The 21,294-nt window shown below is 56.1% G+C and carries 13 protein-coding genes; 6 read left to right on the top strand and 7 right to left on the bottom strand.

Annotated elements, in window-relative coordinates; all coding sequences use genetic code 11:
- Positions 1-58 precede the first annotated feature (58 nt).
- Positions 59-2,449, top strand: coding sequence for a hypothetical protein (locus NZ823_09380; protein ID MCS6805336.1), 2,391 nt, complete (start codon positions 59-61; stop codon positions 2,447-2,449).
- On the opposite strand, the gene pyrF is transcribed toward NZ823_09380, so the two are convergent.
- The 7 genes from pyrF to NZ823_09345 form a co-directional block, all read right to left on the bottom strand.
- Positions 2,446-3,246, bottom strand: coding sequence for an orotidine-5'-phosphate decarboxylase (pyrF, locus tag NZ823_09375; GenBank protein ID MCS6805335.1), 801 nt, complete (start codon positions 3,244-3,246; stop codon positions 2,446-2,448). The two genes, NZ823_09380 and pyrF, sit on opposite strands and share 4 nt — an antisense overlap.
- Before the next feature lie 3 nt (positions 3,247-3,249).
- On the bottom strand, positions 3,250-4,161 hold the full coding sequence (locus tag NZ823_09370) for a dihydroorotate dehydrogenase (protein MCS6805334.1): 912 nt from the start codon (positions 4,159-4,161) through the stop codon (positions 3,250-3,252).
- Positions 4,162-4,217: 56 nt separating this feature from the next.
- Positions 4,218-5,036: a dihydroorotate dehydrogenase electron transfer subunit gene (locus NZ823_09365; protein MCS6805333.1), complete on the bottom strand. Its 819-nt coding sequence runs from the start codon at positions 5,034-5,036 to the stop codon at positions 4,218-4,220.
- 18 nt (positions 5,037-5,054) lie between these two features.
- Positions 5,055-6,101, bottom strand: a complete 1,047-nt coding sequence (locus NZ823_09360) for a peptidylprolyl isomerase (protein ID MCS6805332.1) — start codon at positions 6,099-6,101, stop codon at positions 5,055-5,057.
- 360 nt (positions 6,102-6,461) lie between these two features.
- A complete protein-coding gene (gene mfd, locus NZ823_09355; GenBank protein ID MCS6805331.1) occupies positions 6,462-10,079 on the bottom strand; it encodes a transcription-repair coupling factor in 3,618 nt (1,205 codons plus the stop codon).
- On the bottom strand, positions 10,079-10,558 hold the full coding sequence (rfaE2, locus tag NZ823_09350) for a D-glycero-beta-D-manno-heptose 1-phosphate adenylyltransferase (protein ID MCS6805330.1): 480 nt from the start codon (positions 10,556-10,558) through the stop codon (positions 10,079-10,081). The genes mfd and rfaE2 overlap by 1 nt, the downstream gene beginning before the upstream one ends.
- Positions 10,558-11,028, bottom strand: coding sequence for a Uma2 family endonuclease (locus NZ823_09345; protein ID MCS6805329.1), 471 nt, complete (start codon positions 11,026-11,028; stop codon positions 10,558-10,560). The genes rfaE2 and NZ823_09345 overlap by 1 nt, the downstream gene beginning before the upstream one ends.
- 111 nt (positions 11,029-11,139) lie before the next feature.
- Here NZ823_09345 and nuoI point away from each other — a divergent pair, with 111 nt between their 5' ends.
- The 5 genes from nuoI to NZ823_09320 all read left to right on the top strand — a co-directional run bounded on the left by nuoI (position 11,140) and on the right by NZ823_09320 (position 21,161).
- Positions 11,140-11,613 (top strand): NADH-quinone oxidoreductase subunit NuoI, encoded by a 474-nt coding sequence (gene nuoI / locus NZ823_09340; protein ID MCS6805328.1) that lies wholly within the window; start codon positions 11,140-11,142, stop codon positions 11,611-11,613.
- 584 nt (positions 11,614-12,197) lie between these two features.
- Positions 12,198-15,770, top strand: a complete 3,573-nt coding sequence (locus NZ823_09335; protein ID MCS6805327.1) for a TonB-dependent receptor — start codon at positions 12,198-12,200, stop codon at positions 15,768-15,770.
- Between the two features lie 258 nt (positions 15,771-16,028).
- Entirely contained in the window at positions 16,029-19,217 is a 3,189-nt protein-coding gene (locus NZ823_09330) for a TonB-dependent receptor (GenBank protein ID MCS6805326.1), read from the top strand.
- 184 nt (positions 19,218-19,401) lie between these two features.
- Positions 19,402-20,523 (top strand): tetratricopeptide repeat protein, encoded by a 1,122-nt coding sequence (locus NZ823_09325; GenBank protein MCS6805325.1) that lies wholly within the window; start codon positions 19,402-19,404, stop codon positions 20,521-20,523.
- A 323-nt stretch (positions 20,524-20,846) separates the two neighbouring features.
- Positions 20,847-21,161: a hypothetical protein gene (locus NZ823_09320; GenBank protein ID MCS6805324.1), complete on the top strand. Its 315-nt coding sequence runs from the start codon at positions 20,847-20,849 to the stop codon at positions 21,159-21,161.
- The last annotated feature ends 133 nt before the right edge of the window (positions 21,162-21,294 follow it).

The raw sequence follows: 21,294 nt of genomic DNA, 5'->3' as shown, positions 1-21,294 counted from the left end.
GTATGCTTCGTTGGGAAGCGCTGGCCACGCGCACAGGCGCAGCATGAGCATTATCACGATGAGAGCAAGAGTGACACTCTGGATCATGGCCATCCTCGGCTTATCGGCGACGGCTGTGATAGCGCATCCGATGGGCAATTTTTCGATCAGCCACTACACGGCGCTGCGTGCCGAGCGCGATGGATTGCACATTCGTTATCGGCTGGATATGGCCGAGATTCCCACGTTCCAGGAGATGTCATTGTTGGATACCAGTGGCGACGGTGACATCTCGCTGCATGAACGCCGCGCCTACTTGCAGTGGAAGGTTGAAGAACTCACCCGCGGTCAACGCCTGCTGATTGATGGGCGGGCAGCCGTTCTCCTGGTAGTTGGTAGCGACCTGTTGGTACAACCCGGCGCCGGCAATCTGCCGACGTTGCTCATCACCGTTGATTATCTTGTGCCGCTACCCGCCGGCGATGGGCAGCCGCGACGCATCATCTACAGTGACGAGAATTATGCCGAACGGGTCGGCTGGCGCGAGATCATTGCCACGGCTGGTCATGGACTATATCTCACCGACTCTACAGTCCCCGCGCGAGACCGCAGTCAACAATTGACCAGCTATCCAGCCGACCCAACCATTGCGCCGCCACAACAGTCACGCGCAGCGTTCACCGTTGCAATACCGAGAGCGAATGTCGCATGGAATTCAACAGCTCCACAGGCCAGCGTGTCCGTTTCTCCACTTAGCGACCGGCAACCGCGCGGTGATCGGTTTACCCGATTGATCACGACCAACGAGGTGTCCACCAAAATCCTCTTCTTCTCACTGCTTGTCGCCTTGATGCTCGGCGTCGTTCATGCTATGTCGCCGGGGCATGGCAAGACGGTCGTCGCCGCTTATTTGGTCGGTTCACGCGGGACGATCAAGCATGCCTTTTTGCTCGGAGCGGTCGTCACGCTGACACATACAGCCGGCGTGTTTGCCCTTGGCCTGGTGGCCTTGTTTGCCTCTCGATACATTTTGCCCGAACAGCTCTACCCTTGGCTTGGATTTGTATCGGGCATGATGATTGTGGGTATTGGTCTGTGGCAATTTGTGAAACGATACGCCCAGCTTCACAGCCACAGCCATACCCACCCTCACGTCCATCACGATCACTCTCATCAGGACCCCACTCACCGCGTTAGTCATCACCAGGATGAGCACCAGCAGCATCGCGGGCATCACCAGCATCATCATGGCGCTCATGACCACGCGCACCATGTTGGTCATCACCAGGATGAACGCCAGCATCGTCGCGGGCATCACGATTATCATCATGGCGCTCACGGGCATTCGCATCAGATTGACAAAATTACGCCGGCGAGCCTCGTCGCGATGGGCATTTCCGGTGGCCTTGTTCCGTGTCCTTCGGCGCTGGTTGTACTGCTCAGCGCAATCAGTCTGAATCGAATCGGATTTGGCATGCTCTTGATTGTCGCGTTTAGTCTGGGATTGGCCTCCGTGCTGATTGGCATCGGTGTGCTCGTGCTCTATGTCAAGCAAGCGCTCAATCGGTTTCGCTGGCAGGGTGGACTTGTGCGCCGCTTGCCGCTATGCTCTAGCGCGATGATTACGATGCTCGGATTAGTGATTGTGTATCAAGCCCTCGTTGGTGGCGGCATTGTGCAGGTGAACCTGTTAGACCTGGCAGCCGGCGTCTCGTTATTGATGACCATCCAATCGGGATTTATGTCGGCGCTCTCGTCTGATCCGGTCGTGTGGACGGCGTTGGGATTGGGATTTGTTTTAGGTTTGAAGCACGCGCTCGATCCCGACCATCTGATCGCTGTGTCCACGATTGTTAGCGAGCACAAGAGCCTGAAACGCTCGTCATTGATCGGCGCGTTTTGGGGCGTTGGGCACACCACGTCGTTGTTGCTCGTTGGGCTGCTTGTGATTGGACTGCGATTGACGATTCCTGATCGTGTGGCTCTGAGCATGGAATTTTGTGTTGCGATGATGCTGATCGCGCTTGGCGCGAACCTGATCTGGAAGACATGGCGGGTGAGCATACATAGTCATCCTCACACGCACGCCGATGGGCAACATCATGCACATACGCACGTGCATGTGCCGGGCGCGCACCATCACGAAGAGCCACATGTGCTCGATCACGCCAAACGACCACTCTTGATCGGCATGGTTCATGGGTTAGCAGGCAGCGCCGCGTTGATGCTGCTCGTGTTGACGACCATCCCGTCACCGTGGCTCGGCCTGGCCTACATTGTCGTCTTCGGTCTTGGTTCGATTGGGGGCATGCTGCTGATGAGTTCGATGATCGGTATGCCGTTTGTCTTGACGGCGGAGCGATTCAGCCGGTTCAATCAAGGCATCAAAATGACCGCCGGCATGTGCAGCGTTATATTTGGCCTGTTCCTCGCCTGGCAAATCGGTTTCGTGGAAGGTTTGTTTCGTTAATAGTCACGCGGGCCGAATTGCGCATAGTTCGGATAGCGCCCGATGGGTTGATCGGGTTGCCGCTCAAACGCCTCGATTTCTTCCAAAATCCTACGGGCGGCTGCTGCCGGATCAGCATGATCCGTCACAGGCCGACCAACGACGATATAATCGGCGCCTTCCTGCAATGCTTCGGTCGGCGTCAACACGCGCTTCTGATCTTGCGCCGCTGCCCATGACGGACGAATGCCCGGCGTGAGAATCACAAAATCGGGCCGATTGACGTGATGCCGAATCAGCATGGCTTCTTGTGGTGAACAGACCACGCCATCTAATCCCGATTCGCTGGCCAGTCTGGCTAGACCGGTTACCACATTCTCAATGCGTTCGGCGATAAAAATTTGCTTCACGTCGTTGGGACCTAAGCTCGTCAGCAACGTCACTGCCAAGATCACCGGTCGTTGGAGCCCTTCGCGTTCCGCCATTTCGCTCACCGCGTCGGCCACCGCGCGCATCATCTCTGCGCCGCCCATCGCGTGCACATTGAACATGGCGACGCCCAGCCGTGTGGCTTCAATGCCCGCTTTGGCAACGGTTGACGGGATGTCGTGGAATTTCAAATCGAGAAAGACTTTCACATCGCGGCGAACCAACTCGCGAACAAGCTCAGGCCCTTCCGCTGTAAACAACTGGCTGCCGATCTTAAACCAGCCAACCAACTCTCTGAGTTGATCAACGAGCGCACATGCGTTGGCGCGCGTTTCCACATCAAGCGCGATGACCAACCGGTTGCGAGGCTGCGTGCTTGTCTCTGTCATCTACTATACCTCCAGTGAGCCAATCAATGGGCGAATCTGTTCAATCTTTTGTTCATCGCAGTAGGCATGGAGGCCGTCAATGATTTTGATCGTCGCGGCCGGATCGTAATAGTTCGCCGTGCCGACTTGAATGGCTGTTGCGCCAGCGATAATGAATTCGAGCGCATCTTGAGCGGTGGCGATGCCGCCGACGCCGATGATAGGAATTTGCACAGCGCGCGCCGCTTCAAATACCATGCGAACGGCCAGCGGCTTGATGGCCGGGCCCGACAGTCCGCCCATCGTCGCGCCAAGCCGAGGCCGCCGTTTGTAAATATCCACCGACATGCCCAAAATGGTGTTGATTACTGAGAGCGCATCAGCGCCGGCAGCTTCCACGGCGCGAGCGATTTCAGCAATGCTGCGCACATGCGGCGACAACTTGACGATCACCGGACGCCGCGCCAGGCGCTTGACTGCTTCGGTCAAGCGAGCTGCTTCCACTGGATCATTGCCAATCTCCATGCCGCCTTTCTTCACATTTGGGCAAGAGATGTTCAATTCATACGCTGCCACGCCTTCGCTATCTTCTAACACGCGAATCACCTCCAGATACTCGTCCGGTGAGAAACCAAAGACGTTGGCGATGACATGCGTGTCGTAACGCCGGAGCAGCGGCAGCTTCTCCTGCACAAACGCGCGCGCACCGATGTTTTGTAAACCGATCGAATTGAGCATGCCGCCATGCGTTTCAACAATACGCGGCGGCGCATTGCCCGGCAGCGGTTCGATCGAAAGACCTTTAGTACAAAACCCTCCCAGCCGATTCAGGTCTATCAGTTCGGCAAATTCCAATCCATAGCCGAACGTGCCGCTGGCACCGAGTACCGGGTTCTTGAAACGAATGCCGGCGATCTCTACGCTCAAATCAATCATAACGGTTCGTGGTCAGTGAACAGTCAACAGTGGTCAGTGAACACTCGCCACTGCCTCTACGCCCAGATTACTTCGTCAGCGCGAAAGACCGGCCCTTCGACACAGACGCGCACGTACTGTTCCTCTCCGTCGCGCCGGACGCGCTGCGCGCAGGCAATGCACACGCCAAAGCCGCAAGCCATAGCCGCTTCCAGTGAAACATACGCGGGCACAGCGAATTCTTGAGCAAGGTGCGCGACCCGCTTCATCATCGGTTCGGGGCCGCAGGCGTAGATGGCTGCCGGGCGAAACGAGCCACGACGTAACTCGGCTTCCAGTGGGACGGTCACGAAGCCGCGTTGGCCAAGCGAGCCATCTTCCGTCGCGCAGATGACCGCGTCAGGGCCGAGCAAATCAACAAAATCGCCGACGCAGACGAGCCCGTGTTCAACATCACTAGTACGATCGCCGTGAAACAGGATCGGTCGCGCGCCACGCGCGATGAGCTTTTCAGCCAACAGATAAACAGCCGGTATGCCGATGCCACCCGAAACGAGCGCCACCGGCGTTCCGGTTGTTACCTGCGGGTCAATGCTGAAGCCGCGACCCAACGGGCCGAGCACGTCCACATGATCGCCCTGGCGAGCAAGCGACAATTGCGTGGTGCCTCGTCCAATCACGCGATAAATAAATTCCGCGTCCAGCCCGGTTGGCCTCGGCCAAATACGATAGTAAACCATCGCCCGCCGCAGAATCGGCTCAAGTTGCCCATGCACGCGGAGCATAGCAAATTGACCGGCTTGCACATCATACGCGGCCGGAACCCGCACGCGCAGCCGCCAATAATCCTGGTATTGACGGCGGTTGTCCAAAACCGTGGCAGTCACGTCAATCATGTTGACCGAAGGTTAAGCCTATTTCGATGCGGAAGCCCTAACCTCAGAAGTGATGGAGCAACTGGGGATACGATCATCGTTGTTTCGATAGGGAGCCGCGATACAGAGGAATGCGTCCTCGCGCAGTTTTTTCAGATATTCTTCGACCGCCCCTTCAATCCGCTGTTGAGCAATGAATATGCTGATGCGCCGGCGCAGCTCCGCAGTCAACGGGTTGACCTTTCGCTCACGCCGCTCGTCAATGCGCAGCAGCCGAATCCCATCGGCGAACTCAATCGGGTCGGTGATCTGTCCGACCTGTTTGCCCTCAATGGCTTTTCGTTGAGCCTCGCCTAATTCGGGGCGCGGCTCCAGATTGAACCAGCCGAGATTGCCGCCATCAGCCGCCGTTGGGCCATTGGAGTATTTCTTGGCCAATTCGGCGAAGCTGGCCCCACCGATCAACTGCGCCACCAATTGCTCAATCAACTGAGCGGCCTCGCGGCGCGTGCGCCCTTCAAACTTGATGAAGATTTCGCTGAGCTTGACGGCGGCTGGTTCGGTGAATTGATCCAGGTTCTTCTGATAGAACTCATCAATGTCCTTGTCGAGAATGTTTTGAAAGACGCGCGGGTAGACTTCGCGCCCGATCACACGCTCGCGTAAGAAACGGACACGCAGCAACTGCCGCGCTTGATCCGGGTCCAGATTCATCTGGCGGAGCATGTCGTCAATCTGTGAAGGCGCAAACTTATTCTGCTTGGCCAATTCAATCAGATACTCGTTAATCTCGGCTTCGACGGTCAGCCCCAGCTCATCAGCTTTCTGCACAAGCAATTGTGTATCAATCAACGAGTGGAGCAACTGCTTCAACGCTTGCTGGTACTGGGTTTCCAATTCTCGACCTTGGAATTGCTGTTCCAATTCACGGCGCAGGTCCTCTTGCGCGCGGCGATAGGCCGAGAGCGTGATAATATCACGGTTGACGCGCGCGACGATGCCATCCACCGTCACCGGCTCCTCTTGGGCATAACCGGCTGCGCTGAAGCTGACGAGCAACAAACTCATCAGTAGAATCTTCTTCATGACTCCTCCGAAAAAGTGGCACAGGCATTCCTGCCTGTGGCGTTTTTCATCGTTTCTCTCGCGTCGTTCAGACGACATGAACAACTCCTCCGAACACCACCACGGATGGACACACGGTTTCACACGGATGACGCGCCTGATCCGTGCCCGGCCGTGTTCATCGGCGGCGAGATTTTCATCGTTTCTGAGCGACGCCAAGCTCCATGAACGCCTTGCAACGTGAGCCACGAATGACACCAATCGCCAGGCACGATTTCGTTGGCGCATGTCACATTGTCGTGGCATGTTGACCCTCTGAAACATGACGAGCACACAAGCAGTCCTTGCATCATCATTCACAGGCGTGAGATTGTAAGCCGTTCACTGGAAGTTCATCAAGCAAGTTTTCAATTCAAGCAACAGGTCTCGTCCGCCGGAGGCCAGCGGCTGGAAACTCAACACACCGGTCGGCGAGAAGCGCGCCTGCTGGGCTTCATGCTGTTGGACGAATTGAAACACGTTCTCTATGTTGATGCGGGCTTGAGGGTCAAACTTGATGTATACTATCCCACGTTGCTTGCTGATGGCGAGCACTCGCATAGCGACGGCATGGCGTCGCAGTCGAGCATATTCGAGCAGGTTTTGAACAGATTCGGGCAATGGGCCGTAGCGATCGAGCATCTCTTCAGCCAGTTCCTGCAATCGGCGCTCATCCGTTGCCGAAGCCACATGCTTATAGAGGCGCAGCCGCTGTCCCATCTCCGGCACATACTCTTGAGGGATGCGAATATCCACTTGTAGGTCAATCTGTGTATTGACCGGCTCTTCGATCTGTTCGCCGCGCAGCTCGCGCACGGCCTGCTCCAGCATCTGACAATACAATTCAAAGCCGACGGCTCGAAGGTGACCCGATTGCTCGGCGCCGAGCAGATTGCCAGCGCCGCGCAATTCCAGGTCCATTGCGGCCAGCCGAAAGCCAGCGCCTAGGTCAGAAAACTCTTTGATGGCGGCCAACCGGCGACGTGCTATAGGCGTCAACGCGCGCTCTGATTGAACCAACAGGTAGGCATAAGCGCGACGATTCGATCGTCCGACTCGTCCGCGCAGTTGGTAAAGCTCAGCCAGTCCAAATCGGTCCGCATGATTGATGATGATCGTGTTGGCTCGTGGAATATCAATGCCGTTCTCAATGACCGTGGTGGAGACAAGCACATCTAGTTCATGCTGGATGAATTTCATCATCGTAAGCTCCAACTGACGCGCGCTCATCTGCGCGTGGATTACGCCCAGCCGCGCATGCGGCACAAGCTGGCGGATCATCTCGGCCATCGCATGAATCGAGTCAACGCGATTGTGAATGAAAAAGATTTGTCCGTCGCGATCCAATTCCCGCTCGATGGCTGTTTTGATGATAGCTTGAGAGAACGGCGCAAAAATTGTTTGAATAGAGAGGCGGTCACGCGGCGGCGTTTCAATCACCGACATCGGTTTAAGCCCCATCAACGACATGCTGAGCGTGCGCGGAATCGGCGTCGCAGAGAGCGTCAACACGTCCACGCGGCGGCGCAACTGCTTGAGTCGCTCTTTGTGGGCGACGCCGAAGCGTTGCTCTTCGTCAACGATCACCAAGCCGAGGTCGCGAAAGACGATGTCTTTGCTCAGCAGCCGATGCGTTCCAATGATGACGTCAATGCGACCTTCAGCCAGGCCCGCGAGTATCCGTTGTTGTTCCTTGCGGGAGCGAAGTCGCGAAAGCATCTCAATGTTGACAGGAAACGGGGCGAATCGCTGTTGAAAGGTTCGCAGATGTTGTGAGGCGAGCAGGGTTGTTGGCGCGAGCACGGCGACTTGCCGATTATCCATGACCGCTTTGAACGCAGCCCGCATGGCGACTTCTGTTTTACCAAAACCAACATCACCGCATAGCAGCCGATCCATCGGAGTCGGCTGTTCCATGTCTTGTTTGATCTCGTCGAGCGCAGTTTGCTGATCGGGCGTCAGTTCAAACTCGAAACCGTCCTCAAATTCTTGCTGCCAGGGCGTGTCGGCGCTGAAGGCAATGCCCTGAACCAGTTGCCGCTCGGCGTACAACTTCAGCAGCTCATCGGCCATGTCGCGCAAGGCGCGTCGCGCCCGCGCTTTGGTTCGCTGCCAAGCGGCTGTGCCGAGCCGATCCAGCGCCGGCGCCGTGGTATCGGGGCTGGAGTATTTTTGGACTAGATCGAGCCGCTCAACCGGCACATAAAGCTTGGCGCTGTCCGCATAATGCAACAACAGGAACTCGCGTGGATCATGCCGATCCAGTTGAACCAGTCCTTGAAACTGCCCGATGCCATGATCAACATGAACGACGTAATCGCCGGGTTTGAGGTCGCGCAGGTCCGAAAGAAATACCGACAGCTTGGCTCGTCCGGGCGCAGGCGCGGCCACCGCCTCCGATTCATCTTCCTGAAAAATGTCACGCTCAGAAAAGATGCTCAGGCGAGCCCACGACACCTGAAACCCTTTGGTCAGTTTTCCCACGAGCACCTGTGGGCAAGTCAGTCCAGAAGCCGCCAACGCTTCGACGCCTGCTTCCCGGCCTGGATAGCCTACCTCAGCTTCGATCTGATAATCCCGCAGCATCTGCGCGAGCCGCTCGGCCATGCCCGATGAGCGGGCGACAATCCAGACGGCCATCTCAGCCTGCTGCGCATTCCTAATCTGCTGGACGAGCCGCGCGAGCTGCCCATGAAGTCGAGGCATCGGCGAGGCAGACATGATGATCTCCTGCGCAGCCTCCGTCCATGACCAATCGGCGCCGGGCGAAGGCGGACGCGACGTTTCGTAGTCCCACGCTCTACTGCGGCGTCCAACGTCAGCATCCAGCGACGAAAGACTTATGCAAAGCTGTTCGCGGATTCGTGACCATGCCTCTTGCGGCGTCAGAAAGAACTGTTCCGGCTCCAACGCGAGTTGGCCGGACACGACCGCCTCATCATAGAGAGCCTGCATCTGCTCATGCCACTTTTCTGTCTCTGCCTGAAGCAGCATCGGCTCATCATAGACGAACAGCGCGTCAGTCAAATAATCGAACAACGTGCTCGTGAGCGGCTGAACCAGCGGCGCTAAAAATTCCCATCCTTGAAACGCCTGGCCAGCTTCGGCTGCTGCGCATTTGGCTGTCAGGTCTTGACGGAAGATCGGATCGGTCCACCGCGCCGTTGCCGCTTCAGCCCAGGCATACCACGTGGACGGCTCGGACAGAATTTCTGAGATCGGCGCCAAGACGGCGCGCGACAGTTGCGCCACCGACCGTTGCGTGCTCGGGTCAAACTCGCGGATGGACTCCACCACATCGCCGAAAAATTCCACGCGCAACGGACGTTCGTGCGCCGGTGTGAACATGTCCAAGATGCCACCACGGACGCTGAACTCGCCGACCTCGGTGACAACATCCTCCTGCCGATAGCCTAACCGCCGGAGGTGAGCAACCAGGGCGGCGAAGTCAAACTCACCGCCCACGATCAGCTCGCAACCAAGCTGTTTGATGAACTGCGGAGGAACGGTCCGGGTTAAAAGCGACCTTAGCGGAATCACGGCCATCGCCGCATCATTCCGAGCCAGCCGATGCAACGCATAAGCGCGCGATGTCAAGACCCCGGCATGCGGCGATACACCGCGATATGGATCAACATCAAACGTTGGAATGACGACCGTTGCTGATTGTCGGTTCTCGGCAGCCGGTGACTGAGCGCCGATCAAGTTGTAAAAGAATTGAACTTCATCGGCGAACGAGTCCAATTCGGATTCAGGAGAAACGTAGGCGATTGTTCTTTGTGTCGCTGCCGCCAGCGTTGCGACAACCAACGCTTTGGCGCCACCGGCGAGCAATCCGCTCACCGAGACAGTTTGATGGGCTGACAAAGCTTGAAGCAATTTCCTAAACGGCTCGGTCTCGCACAGAGACTGACCGATCGGCGTCATGCTCATGGCCAGATGTGACCGCTGCTCATTCATCAATCCGTTGTCGGCAATTGCTGGATTCGAGCGATGATGCTCGACGTGGAGTATCCTGGCACATACGGCAGAGAATAGACCTGTCCGCCTGCTGCTTCGACTTCCGCACGCCCAACAATCTGATCAAGCGGCCAGTCGCCCCCTTTGACCAGCACGTCGGGCAGCAACGCTGCGATCAGCTCACGCGGCGTTGGTTCGTCAAACACGGTCACGTAATCCACGCATTCGAGCGCCGCCAGCACCTCGCAACGTTCATCTTGATCGAGAATCGGGCGGCCTGGCCCCTTCAGCTCCCTCACCGACCGATCGCTGTTAATAGCCACGATCAAGCAATCGCCCAACGCGCGAGCCTGACGCAAATAACGCACATGACCAGGATGAATCAAATCAAAACAGCCGTTGGTGAAGACAACCCGCTGATGCCGCTCGCGGCATCGTTGGCGCTCCACCAACAAAGTTTCCCTGTCAAGGATTTTCATCATGCTGTCTTAGCGAAAAGCTCATCAACCTTGAAAGAGAAGGCCGACAAGAACGCAGCCGGCGGTTTGTCTCGGAGACGATTCATGGCCTCGCGCTTCCATGCTTTTTTGCCCAGCCGTACCTGCTCAATCGTCAGCGCTTGGGGACAGATGACCCAACAGTGAGCCACGCCGATAGACGCATCCTCGTTGAGCTTGCCGTTAACGCGGGTGCGCGTGTTGGCCGGCCATGAAATTTCGGCGACCAGGTCCGGCGCGCCTTGGATCATATCATTAGCACTCGCCTCTACTCGCTCGGCTTGGATGAGCATCAGAATCCCGGCTATCCATTGATGAGCCGCCGCTAGCGCCGGCGACGCCTTGATCAACTCCACCTGATTGATCTCATGGCATCCTTCAATCTGCGGCAGCGCGAGCTCGTCTTGATGACTCAGGCGAGCTGTTCGCAGCAACTGCTTTTTGACGGCCATACCGCCATCAGCTTACCATAGCCAACAAGCGGCAAACAACATCTCGCGCGATGGCGATTCTTCTGCTAGAATGCCGACTCACGTTTTTCGTCCGAAGGAGATCATCAGCTTATGGCAGTGTTAGAAGTGGTTAAAGCAATTGCCCAAGGGCTGGCCATGACGGCTCGGCACATTCCCGGTAAACGTGACACCGTTCAGTATCCTGACGAACCGATTCCGATCGAGCGCCGCTTCCGCGGCTTGCATGTGTTAAATCAGGATGAGAACGGCAAAGAAAAATGTGTCGGCTGCTATCTGTGCGCCATCGCCTGCCCGGCTGATGCGATTTACATTGAAGCGGCTGAAGACCCCCGCCCTTATGCCGAGCGCGTCGGCATTGATACGCGGTATGCCAAGGTTTACAACATTGACTACGGCAAATGTATCTTCTGCGGCTATTGCGAAGAAGCCTGCCCGGAGGATGCCATCACAATGGGACCCGATTTCGAGCTGGCGTGGGAGAGCCGCGAGCAGATGATTTTGACGAAAGACAAACTGCTGGCCTCGAACCGAAAAATTTCGCCAAATATCCGATTGATCCCCTGAGCGCGGATAGATCATTCCGAGAGAGTCTAAGTCCACAATGAAGCGTTGGCAGCCGCCCTGGAGAAGGAAGCCAGCCAGAAGCATCTGGCGAGCAACTCAGCGGAGTTGCTCGTGTCACCCAGTCACCCCCCAGAAACGGGGAAAACGAGCGCAGATTCACTGATTGAAAATCTGTTCATCAATGAATCTGCGCCTGCCTTTTCTGCAGGAGTTGTTCATGCCGTCGGTAACGCCGCCCGGAAACGATGTGAATGGATCACAGGCGGGACGCCTGCGCCCCGCTTTGGTTGTGCGTTGAACGAAGCACAAGGTTCATGGCTGCCAGCAAGCCACTGCTGATTGGCGTCCGCGGACGAAACGCTTTTCTGGTCGAGGACGCGAAACCACCTGCGCCGTGTGGATTTTGACCAGGAAACTTGTCACAAAATGCTGGACATGGCGCGGTCTCGTGTGAATAATAGGCGGTGTTGCGACTGGTGGCGTAAGCTCAAAAGCTCAGTGGTAGGTGGTAGGTATGGATCGTGGTGAGTCACCTTGGGTGGCCTTACTTAGTCAGCAACAAACCAAACATCATCGGAGGGAGTATGAAACGATTCACATCAGTGGTGTCTCTCTTTAGCATCAGTGTTGTGTTCTTTGCCCTCTGGACGCCACACGTGTCCGCTCAAACGCTCAGTGGCGGGATACGCGGAATTGTTACTGATGCCAATGGAGCGGTCGTGGCCGGCGCCACCGTAACGGGCAAAAGCATGGCAACAGGTATTGAGTACCGGACCCAGACCAGCGGCGAGGGCGTGTACCGGTTTTCGCCCCTCACGCCTGGCCCATACGCAATCACGGTCGAAGCCGTCGGCTTTCGGAAATTGGAATATACCAACATCAACGTCACAGCGGGAAATGAAACCGTTGTTGACCTGCAACTAGAGCCGGGCGCTGTTGTAGAAACAGTGACCATCGAGGGCGGCGGCGAAATCGTCGTGCAAAAAGACCATGTTCAAATCTCGACCACCTTTGACACACGCAAACTGACAAGTATTCCAATCAACACAGCAGGTGGCGGACTGGATCGGGTTGCCTTATTAGTGCCGGGTGTCACACCAGGCTTTGGCAATGTCAACAGCAATGGCGTGACGTTATCGGTCAACGGCAATCGGGCTCGCGCCAACAATTTCACCATTGATGGTGTTGACAACAATGACCTGTCCATCGGCGGGCCGAATTATTTCGTGCAGAACCCGGATATTGTGGCTGAGTTTCAGGTTATCACCAACAACTTTTCGGCTGAATATGGACGGAATCAAGGAGCTGTCGTCAACATCGTCACCAAGTCCGGCACCAATGAATATCACGGCACAGCAGCGTGGTATCACCGTAACCGAAAACTGTTCGACTCATTGACCAACATCGAACGGCGGACGGGAACTCAGAAAGACCCGCTGCCCAATTTGTTCAATGTGTTCAGCTACTCCTTTGGCGGGCCTGTGGTGAAAAACCGTGTCTGGTTTTTCACTGGAGGGCAGTTCATTCGCAATCCCGGGTCGGTAGATTTGCGCACGACCTCGTTAGCGCCGACGCCGGAAGGCATCCAGCAACTGAAGGCAGCCTTTCCGAATAATCCGGCGGTGCAGTATTATGCCGATTACTCGGCGTTTTCGCTGCCGATTGGCAATCCGACCATCCGACCGGATGTGCCTCAATCAACGATTACCGTTGGCAACACGACCGTGCCGGTGGCGGCCGTCCAACGCTTCGTCCCACGCGCGACCAATTGGGATGAGTACAATCTGCGCGGCGATGCAGCGCTCAGTGACAGACATCGTGTGTGGGGCCGGTTCTTCTGGCAGGATCGTCCGGGGCCGGATCAACTGGTTGGCGTCGGTGGTTTCACCGGTGATGTTCCATTGCAAACGCGACAACTCGGTGGCGGCTGGAACTGGCAATTGTCCAGTCGCATTTTCAATGAGTTTCGTGTGAATTACTCGCGGCTGTTTGTCATCTTCGGCGGCGGTAAGACGGGCGGCAAAGGCCAGATTCCTCATCCGGATGACATTGACAAGGCATTGACATTTTTGAATCTGGCTGGTTTCCGCGCAGCTAACGGCTCGGCACTGCTTAACGTCGGCCCGGCCACCAACCTGCCACAAGGGCGAACGGTCGAATCATATCAATTCGCCAACAATTTGGTGTTGACGTTTGGGCGCCACCAGATGAAAACGGGCTTCGATTTTCGAAAACTGGAGAACAAGGTCCCATTCTTGCCAAATGTCAACGGTGCTTACCTGTTCGCTGACGGGACACGGCTGGGCGCCAACAATCCCAATTCGTTGACCGTCGCTCTGGGGCCGGCGACGTTAGTCTACGACGAGTTCGATCAATTCTATTACTTCCAAGACGACTGGCGCATCCGGGAGAACCTGACGTTGAATCTCGGTGTGCGCTATGAAAACACGGGGCAGCCGATCAACCTGCTCAATGACATCACCAGAGCACGCGAAAGTTCCAGCGGCGCGTTTTGGCGACAAAATCTGGACCTGTCGGCGCGCACCACTCCGAGAATCAAAACCGATAGCAACAATTGGGCACCGCGCCTCGGGTTCGTTTACACGCCGCGGTGGGGACGCTGGCTCTTTGGCGAAAACAAGACGGTCATTTCGGGTGGTTTCGGCATTGCCTATGACGCCACGTTCTACAACTTGCTGCTGAATATCTCAACCTCGGCTCCGGTTGTCTTCTTGACGACGGTCACCGGCATCGGCGTGCCATCGAATGTGCCAACCGGCGATGTCGTGCGCAACGCTGCCATACAAGCCGGCGTCATCGCGTTTAACACATTCAACCCCGAATTTTTTGTTCGCACCACGGTCAATCCCAAGTTCCGCTCGCCCTATGGCGAACAATGGTCGTTGCGGTTACAACGCGAGATTGGACGCAGCTTTGTGTTTGAGGCGCGTTATGTCGGCACGCATGGCATCGGGTTGTTCCAAACGATCAATGCCAATCCGTTCATCGGCAATTTGGTCAACGGATTCTCGCGGCAGGCGCGATTGGAAACAGCCGATGGGACAGTCACTACGATTAACTTCCCTGGCTTTGCCAACCTGCTGCCGCCAACCGCCCGACCGCTCACCTGCACGGACAATCCGGCCACCCGTGATAACGAAGCGGCCTGCAATGGCCGATTGTTCCCGTTTGGTGTAGCGCGTGAACGCATCAATGGCGCGCAGTCTATCTATCACGGCTTGCAGACGCGATTTGAGACCCGCTTAGCTAATCAATTGAGCAGCGGCATCACCTACACCTGGAGCCATGCCATTGACAATTCCAGCGAGGTCTTCTCCTTTGATGGCGGCAATTCGGTTGCAGTCGCGCAGAACCCGCTCGATATTACCCGTGCCGAGCGTGGCAACTCAGGCTTTGACGCGCGTCACGTCTTCACTCTCAACTGGGTGTGGGACATCCCTGTCGCGCGTGATCAGCGGGGTGTGCTGGGCCGCATCCTTGGCGGTTGGCAAGCCAACGGCATACTCCGCCTGCAAACCCAACGGCTGTTTACGCCCACCCATGCCAACTCGGCGCGTAATCCTTACGAAGACTCAACGTTCATGGCGTCGTTCTTCGGCAGCCAATCGCACTTCCGACCGTTCTCCGGCAATCCCAACGCGCCGAAGGATCGCGTCGCCATCACCGACGTTGATGCCTGTGTGTTTTATGGCTTCTGCGGAACCGGCACGGGCAACTTGCCCATTCTGCGTCAGAGCCCCACGGGCTTCTGGTTGTTGAATGATTTGAACCGCACGCCGCGCGTGTTCACGCCGGTCACGCCCAATGATGTGCGCTTTATCGTCAACGGCGCAGGCGCCGCGCGCATATTTGGCACGCCGTTTGGCAATATCGGGCGGAACACGTTCGCAGGTGACCGCATCGAATCGTTTGACTTCAGCCTCTTCAAAACCACGCGCATCACCGAGCGGGTCAGCATTCAGTACCAGTTGAATCTGTTCAATGCGCTGAATCATCCCAATTTTGGCATTCCCAACAACATCACGCTGGATCAAGCCGGCCGCACTTTCTTCAACTTCCAGGAGAACGATGGTTCGTTCAGCCTGTTGAATAACGGCCGTCGCACGATCGAAATGGCGTTGAAGATTATCTTCTAAATCACCCTCGTTTGTCGTAGTGGCAAGCGCTTCACCCCGTCGAGGATCAACCCGAAATGATCCTCGACGGGGTTTGTGTTTTTTTGCGATTTCCATTTTTCCGGTGATTTTTTCCAAAATTTTGGATGGGCTGGCCGGCTGATCTCACCAATCCGTTGAAGAATAACTAGATAATCTCAACCTGGCTGGTGGCACGCAACTTGCTCATACCTGATGTGGAATGCTGTTATTACTTTTCATTTGACAAAGGAGAATTCTATGAAGCAAGCATCAGTGCTATGGAGGCTATGCGCTCTGAGCCTCTTGTTTGTGCTGAGCGGAGCCATTGCGCTCGCTCAGACGATCTATGGTTCGATCAGCGGAACTGTATCCGATCCGAGTGGAGCTGTGATCGTCGGGGCTCAGGTGACAATCAAGAACATCGAGACTGGCTTGACTCGAGAGACGACGACTAATGATCAAGGTCTTTATCGAGTTTCGACGCTGCCGGTGGGACAGTATTCTGTCCAAGTGGCAGCACCCGGTTTTCGCACATTGATTCGGCAGCCGATTGCTGTGTCGGTCGCTGTGGATACATCAGTTGACCTCGTTTTGGAACCGACAGCCGGCCAAGAAGTCGTGACCGTGACAGCCGAAGCGCCGATCATTGAGATGACCAAGAGTCAACTCAGTAAGTCGGTCGAATCACGACGCATTTTGGAGCTGCCAGGACGGAATGTCTTAACTGGGCTGGCGCTGCTGCAGCCGGGCACGACACCGAATAACAATGGTCGCCCCGGTTCCGGGTTTTCTGTGAACGGTGGTCGCACACGCTCGAACAACTTCACGATTGACGGCGCCAATAACAACGACCAATCACTTTCCATCCCGCGGCAAACATTGCCACCCGAAGCGATTCAAGAATTCCAACTGGTGACCAATAACTTCTCGGCTGAATATGGTCGCAACTCCGGTTCCTATGTGAACGTGATCACACGGTCAGGCACGAACGAGTTTCACGGGATCGTGATGTACACCTGGAATGGCAACAGTTTCGATGCGCTGACCACCGGAGAAGAACGCACCTTCAAGGCAGCTCGCGCGGCGGGCTTGACCGAAAAGCAGGCGCTGCGACGCGCTCGTGGCGTGGTTGTTGATCACCTGGGTGGATTCACCATCGGGGGTCCGATTAAGAAGAATCACACCTTCTTCTTCAACAGCTATGATCGCGAGTGGTACCGTACAACGGCCGTGCCCACACCGACCATCGCCATCTCGCCGCAAGGGCTGGCCAATTTGCGGGCCGCCGCCAGTCAATTTGCGCCGGGAGCGTTGGACTTCCTAACTCAGACGTTCCCGACAGCCAACGACCCGACACCGCGCGGTTCGATCACTGTGGCGACGCCTGGCGGCAATGTCGCCGTGCCTTTGCAACAGTTCAATCGAGCGCTGACCGGCTCGTTCCCCTATGGGCGAGACTCGTGGCGTTGGATGCCGAAAATTGACACACGGCTTGGCCCGAAAGACACGTTTTCTGGCCGGTATCTGATCTTCAACTTTGAGGACCCCGGTTCGCCATCGGCGATTCCCGGTAATGAGATCGGACAGAATCAACGGGATCAGAGCCTCACGCTCAATGAGGTTCACTTGTTCGGCCCGACCACCGTCAATGAGTTTCGCTTCACCTACTCTCGACGGCGGATTAAGTTCCCGGAGAATCTGCCGCCTTCGTTCTCCATCACCGGCTTCAATGCGGTGGGCAACGCCAACTTCCCGCAGTTCCGCACTGATAATGTCTATGAGTACACGGATAACATCTCTCATAGCTTCGGGCGGCACGCGCTCAAGGGTGGTGTGAACATCCTCCGATACCAGCTCAATTCGTTCTTTGCGCCCAATTCGCGAGGCACTGTCACATATCCCTCATTGGCTGATTTCCTCTTTGACCGCAACGCGAGCTTCTCGCAATTTGCCGGCGACGGGTATGTGCCAGCACGCACGACCGAGGTCGGCGCGTTCTTCCAGGATGATTTCCGCGTGAAACCAAACTTCACGCTCAACCTGGGCGTGCGCTACGAGTTCACCAGCGCGCCGTTCGGCTATTTCTCCAACGCCAAGGCAGACATCAACAACTGGGCGCCGCGCTTCGGTTTTGCCTGGAGCCCACGCAGAGAGGGCTGGCTGGGACGTTTGCTCGGCACAGACCGCACGGTCATTCGCGGCGGCTACGCCATTTCCTATGACCAGGTGTTTCAAAACATCTTGCTGAACAACTCGCGCAATTTCCCACGCGGGGTGACCGTCTCCATCAGCCCGATTACCGGACAGCGCCTGTTCAATCCGGCCAACCGTCCGGCGCCACCGACGCCACAAGATTTTGTGGCGCGGGGCGGCAATCCCAACACGCTGCCTGTGCGACTCTACTCGCCCAACAAGCGAATTGCCCAACCGTATGGGCAACAATTCTCACTGGGTATCGAACGACAGTTCTACAGCGATTATGTGTTTAAGCTGTACTACGTCGGCTCGCGCGGGGTGAAGCTGGTTCGCGAGGTGGAGACCAATTTGGGGTTCACCGCCGCGGCTGTCAATGCCAACCCCAGCGTCTACGCGCAGATTCTGCCCAACCTGCAACCCATCCGCAATGCGCAGGGTCAGATTACGGGGTATCGCGTTGACCCAACGCGTGGCTCTATCCTCGTTGGCGACGGGTTAGCCCAGTCCGTCTATCACTCAATGCAACTAACGGTGGAGAAGCGCTTCAGCCGTGGCTTGCAGTTCCAGGCCAACTACACCTACAGCTCGTTCATCAACGATAGCGATGACATTCTGGGTGGTCAGACGAATAATACGCTGCCGGCCAATCCGCTCAACTATAAGTTGGATCGAGCTCGCTCCGGATTTGACCAACCACACCGGTTCGTGGCCAACTTCATTTACCAATTCCCCAACTTCATGGAGAGCAATCCGATCATGAACCGAATACTGGGCGGTTGGCAGGTTTCGGGTATTGCCGTACTGGCTAAAGGCATTCCGTACACGGTGCTCAACAGCGCCAATGCTCTGGGCATTCTGCCCGGCCAGATTGCAACGGTTACCGATTCGCAGCGCCCGAGCATCAACCTGAGCGGCACATACCCGTTGCCGACAGCAGCCAATGTCGCCAATCCGTTCTATGTGTTTAATCCGACCAACTCGGGCATTGTCGGGACAGCAGGCCGCAATACCGAGCGCGTTGGTGACACACGTAACCTGGACGCAGCATTGGTTAAGAACATCCGCACGTTCGGTGAAAGCCAGTCGTTGCAGCTCCGCTGGGAGGTGTTCAATGTGTTCATGTATCGGAACTTCACCGTCATTCCGGCGCGAACCGTAAGCAACGCCACCAACGTGGATACGTTCCTCAACCTCGGACAGACTAACGTCGGTGGACGGACCATGATCATGACCGTGAGGTACATTTTCTAGGTCCCGATTTCTTCGGAGTCAATCTCTGGGCTGACCAGCGTATACTCAATGCGCTGGTCAGTCTGGAGCAAGCTCATCTGCTAGCTGGACGTCACGAATCACAAAGGATGGGACCGCAGATGTCGCTGAGTCTTGTTTTTCTCTACGACCTCTGCGGTCAATCCTACATCCACAAGAATCGGCCATGAGCAGCAGCCTGCTCGAAGAATGGATGGACGTGATGGAGACCGTGGGCGGCAGACAGTCATTCCCGGTCTTCAATCCCACGTCTTCCGTCTCTTTTTCGCAAGGGGATCACATGAAGATGCGCATCAGAGGATTCTTCATGATCTGTTTGCTTGTCTGGTGTATGCCGACGGCCCTGGCGCAAGGGCAGCGAACGCCAGGGTTGAGTTCCGGTGCTCGGCTGACCAATTTCTACATTGAGGGCCGCGTCGTTGATGAAAGCGGCGTACCGGTTTATATGGCGCGGATCGTGCTGACCTCCGTTCGCAGCGGTAACGGGCAGACGACGCATACCGACCACGCCGGCCGCTTTGCTTTCTACAACCTCAGAGAAGGCTCCTACAGCGTCAACGTGTCGGCCAGCGGCTTCATTTCAATCAATCAGGCCATTGAGATATTCGGCGGGTCGAAAAACCTGGAGGTGGCGCTTCGGCGCAGCATTGGTGTGCCTGACGGCGCGTTGCCTGAAGCAATATCGGTGCATCAGCTTTCAATTCCTCCCAAGGCGCAGGCTTTATATCAGAAGGGACGCAAAGAGTTGGACCGCCAAAAAGTCGAAAAGAGCGTGGGCTATTTCCAGGCGGCGATCGAAGAATATGCAGCATTTGCTCAAGCGCACAGCGGTCTAGGTATTGCCTACATCCGGTTGCGAAATCCTGACCTTGCTCGTAAAGCGTTGACCCGCGCGCTAGAACTCAACGGCGAATTGGCCGAAGCCCATCTAGGTATGGGCGTGCTTTGCAACGATGCTGAGCAGCATGCTGACGCCGAGAAGCATTTGCTCAAAGCGCAACGGTTGATGCCAACTGAATGGCACGTCTACTTTGAACTAGGCCGCGCTTACTATGGAATGGATCAACTGGAGAACGCCGAGAAAAACTTGCGAATCGCTCGGCAAGCTCGGCCCAAATTCGGCACGCTCTATCTGCTGCTCGGTAATGTCTTTGTTTTGCAAGAAAAATATGCTGAGGGGTTGGCTGAGTTTGATGAGTTCCTCAAAGTGGCTCCCGAAAGTCCGCTCGCTGCACAGGTTCGAGAAAAGATCAAGCTCCTGAAGGAAGAAGTCGCCAAGCGACAGTAAGACGCCCAGCCATAAGAAGGAAGTCGCCAAGCACCAGGAAACCGCCCAGCCACATCCGCTGCGTTCAGGCTCGGACTGCTCCTTATCAACAAGCAGAGCGCAAGCTCCCTGGGAAAACGCTCAGAGGTGAAAGATTCGCTTCGCGCCTGCTCGGGCAATTCTGTTGAGTGCTCCGAGAGCTTTTCTGACTACAGAGGAGCCAATCAATCGGTTGAGATTTGGACTGGCCATTGTGTCGAACGCTGAGGTAGCTTTTCTGAGCGCCCCGGTGAACTGCACAGGGCCAAGGAGCTAGGAATCTGTATGAACATTCTGAGACCGTTATGCTGAATGAACCGATTGACTCGGAGAGCGAAGGTCGTATGAATCCAAAATCCTATCGGTACAAATCCGCTGTGCTCGATGAACTCCAACGCTTCGGCATCTTGCCAAAACCGACAACCGAGCCAGCCTTGATCCGTGAATTCCTCAACGATCTATATCGCCTGGAGATTCGCGCGCTCAAACAAGAGCAAGTCGCACTCGAACGCACGCACGGCTCAGCGGCACGAAAAGGATATGCAGACAAAGTTGTACAACTCCGGCTCAAGTACCCGCTGCTTTCGATCCCGATCGAGCATTGGCTGGAAGAGGACTAAGTGGCGCTCACCGTGACACACGGACGAGCCAGCCGGTAGCCTCGTGCCAATCGCCTCTGAGGACGCCCTATGCAGTGCTTCTCATACCAATAGTCTGGCGGAAAGCCCTGTTTGATGAAGGACACGCAGAGCA

The organism is Blastocatellia bacterium (assembly GCA_025054955.1).
Classification (GTDB): domain Bacteria; phylum Acidobacteriota; class Blastocatellia; order HR10; family J050; genus JANWZE01.
Note: the sequence above shows the minus strand (reverse complement) of the source record. Positions and strands in the feature narration are given on the sequence as shown.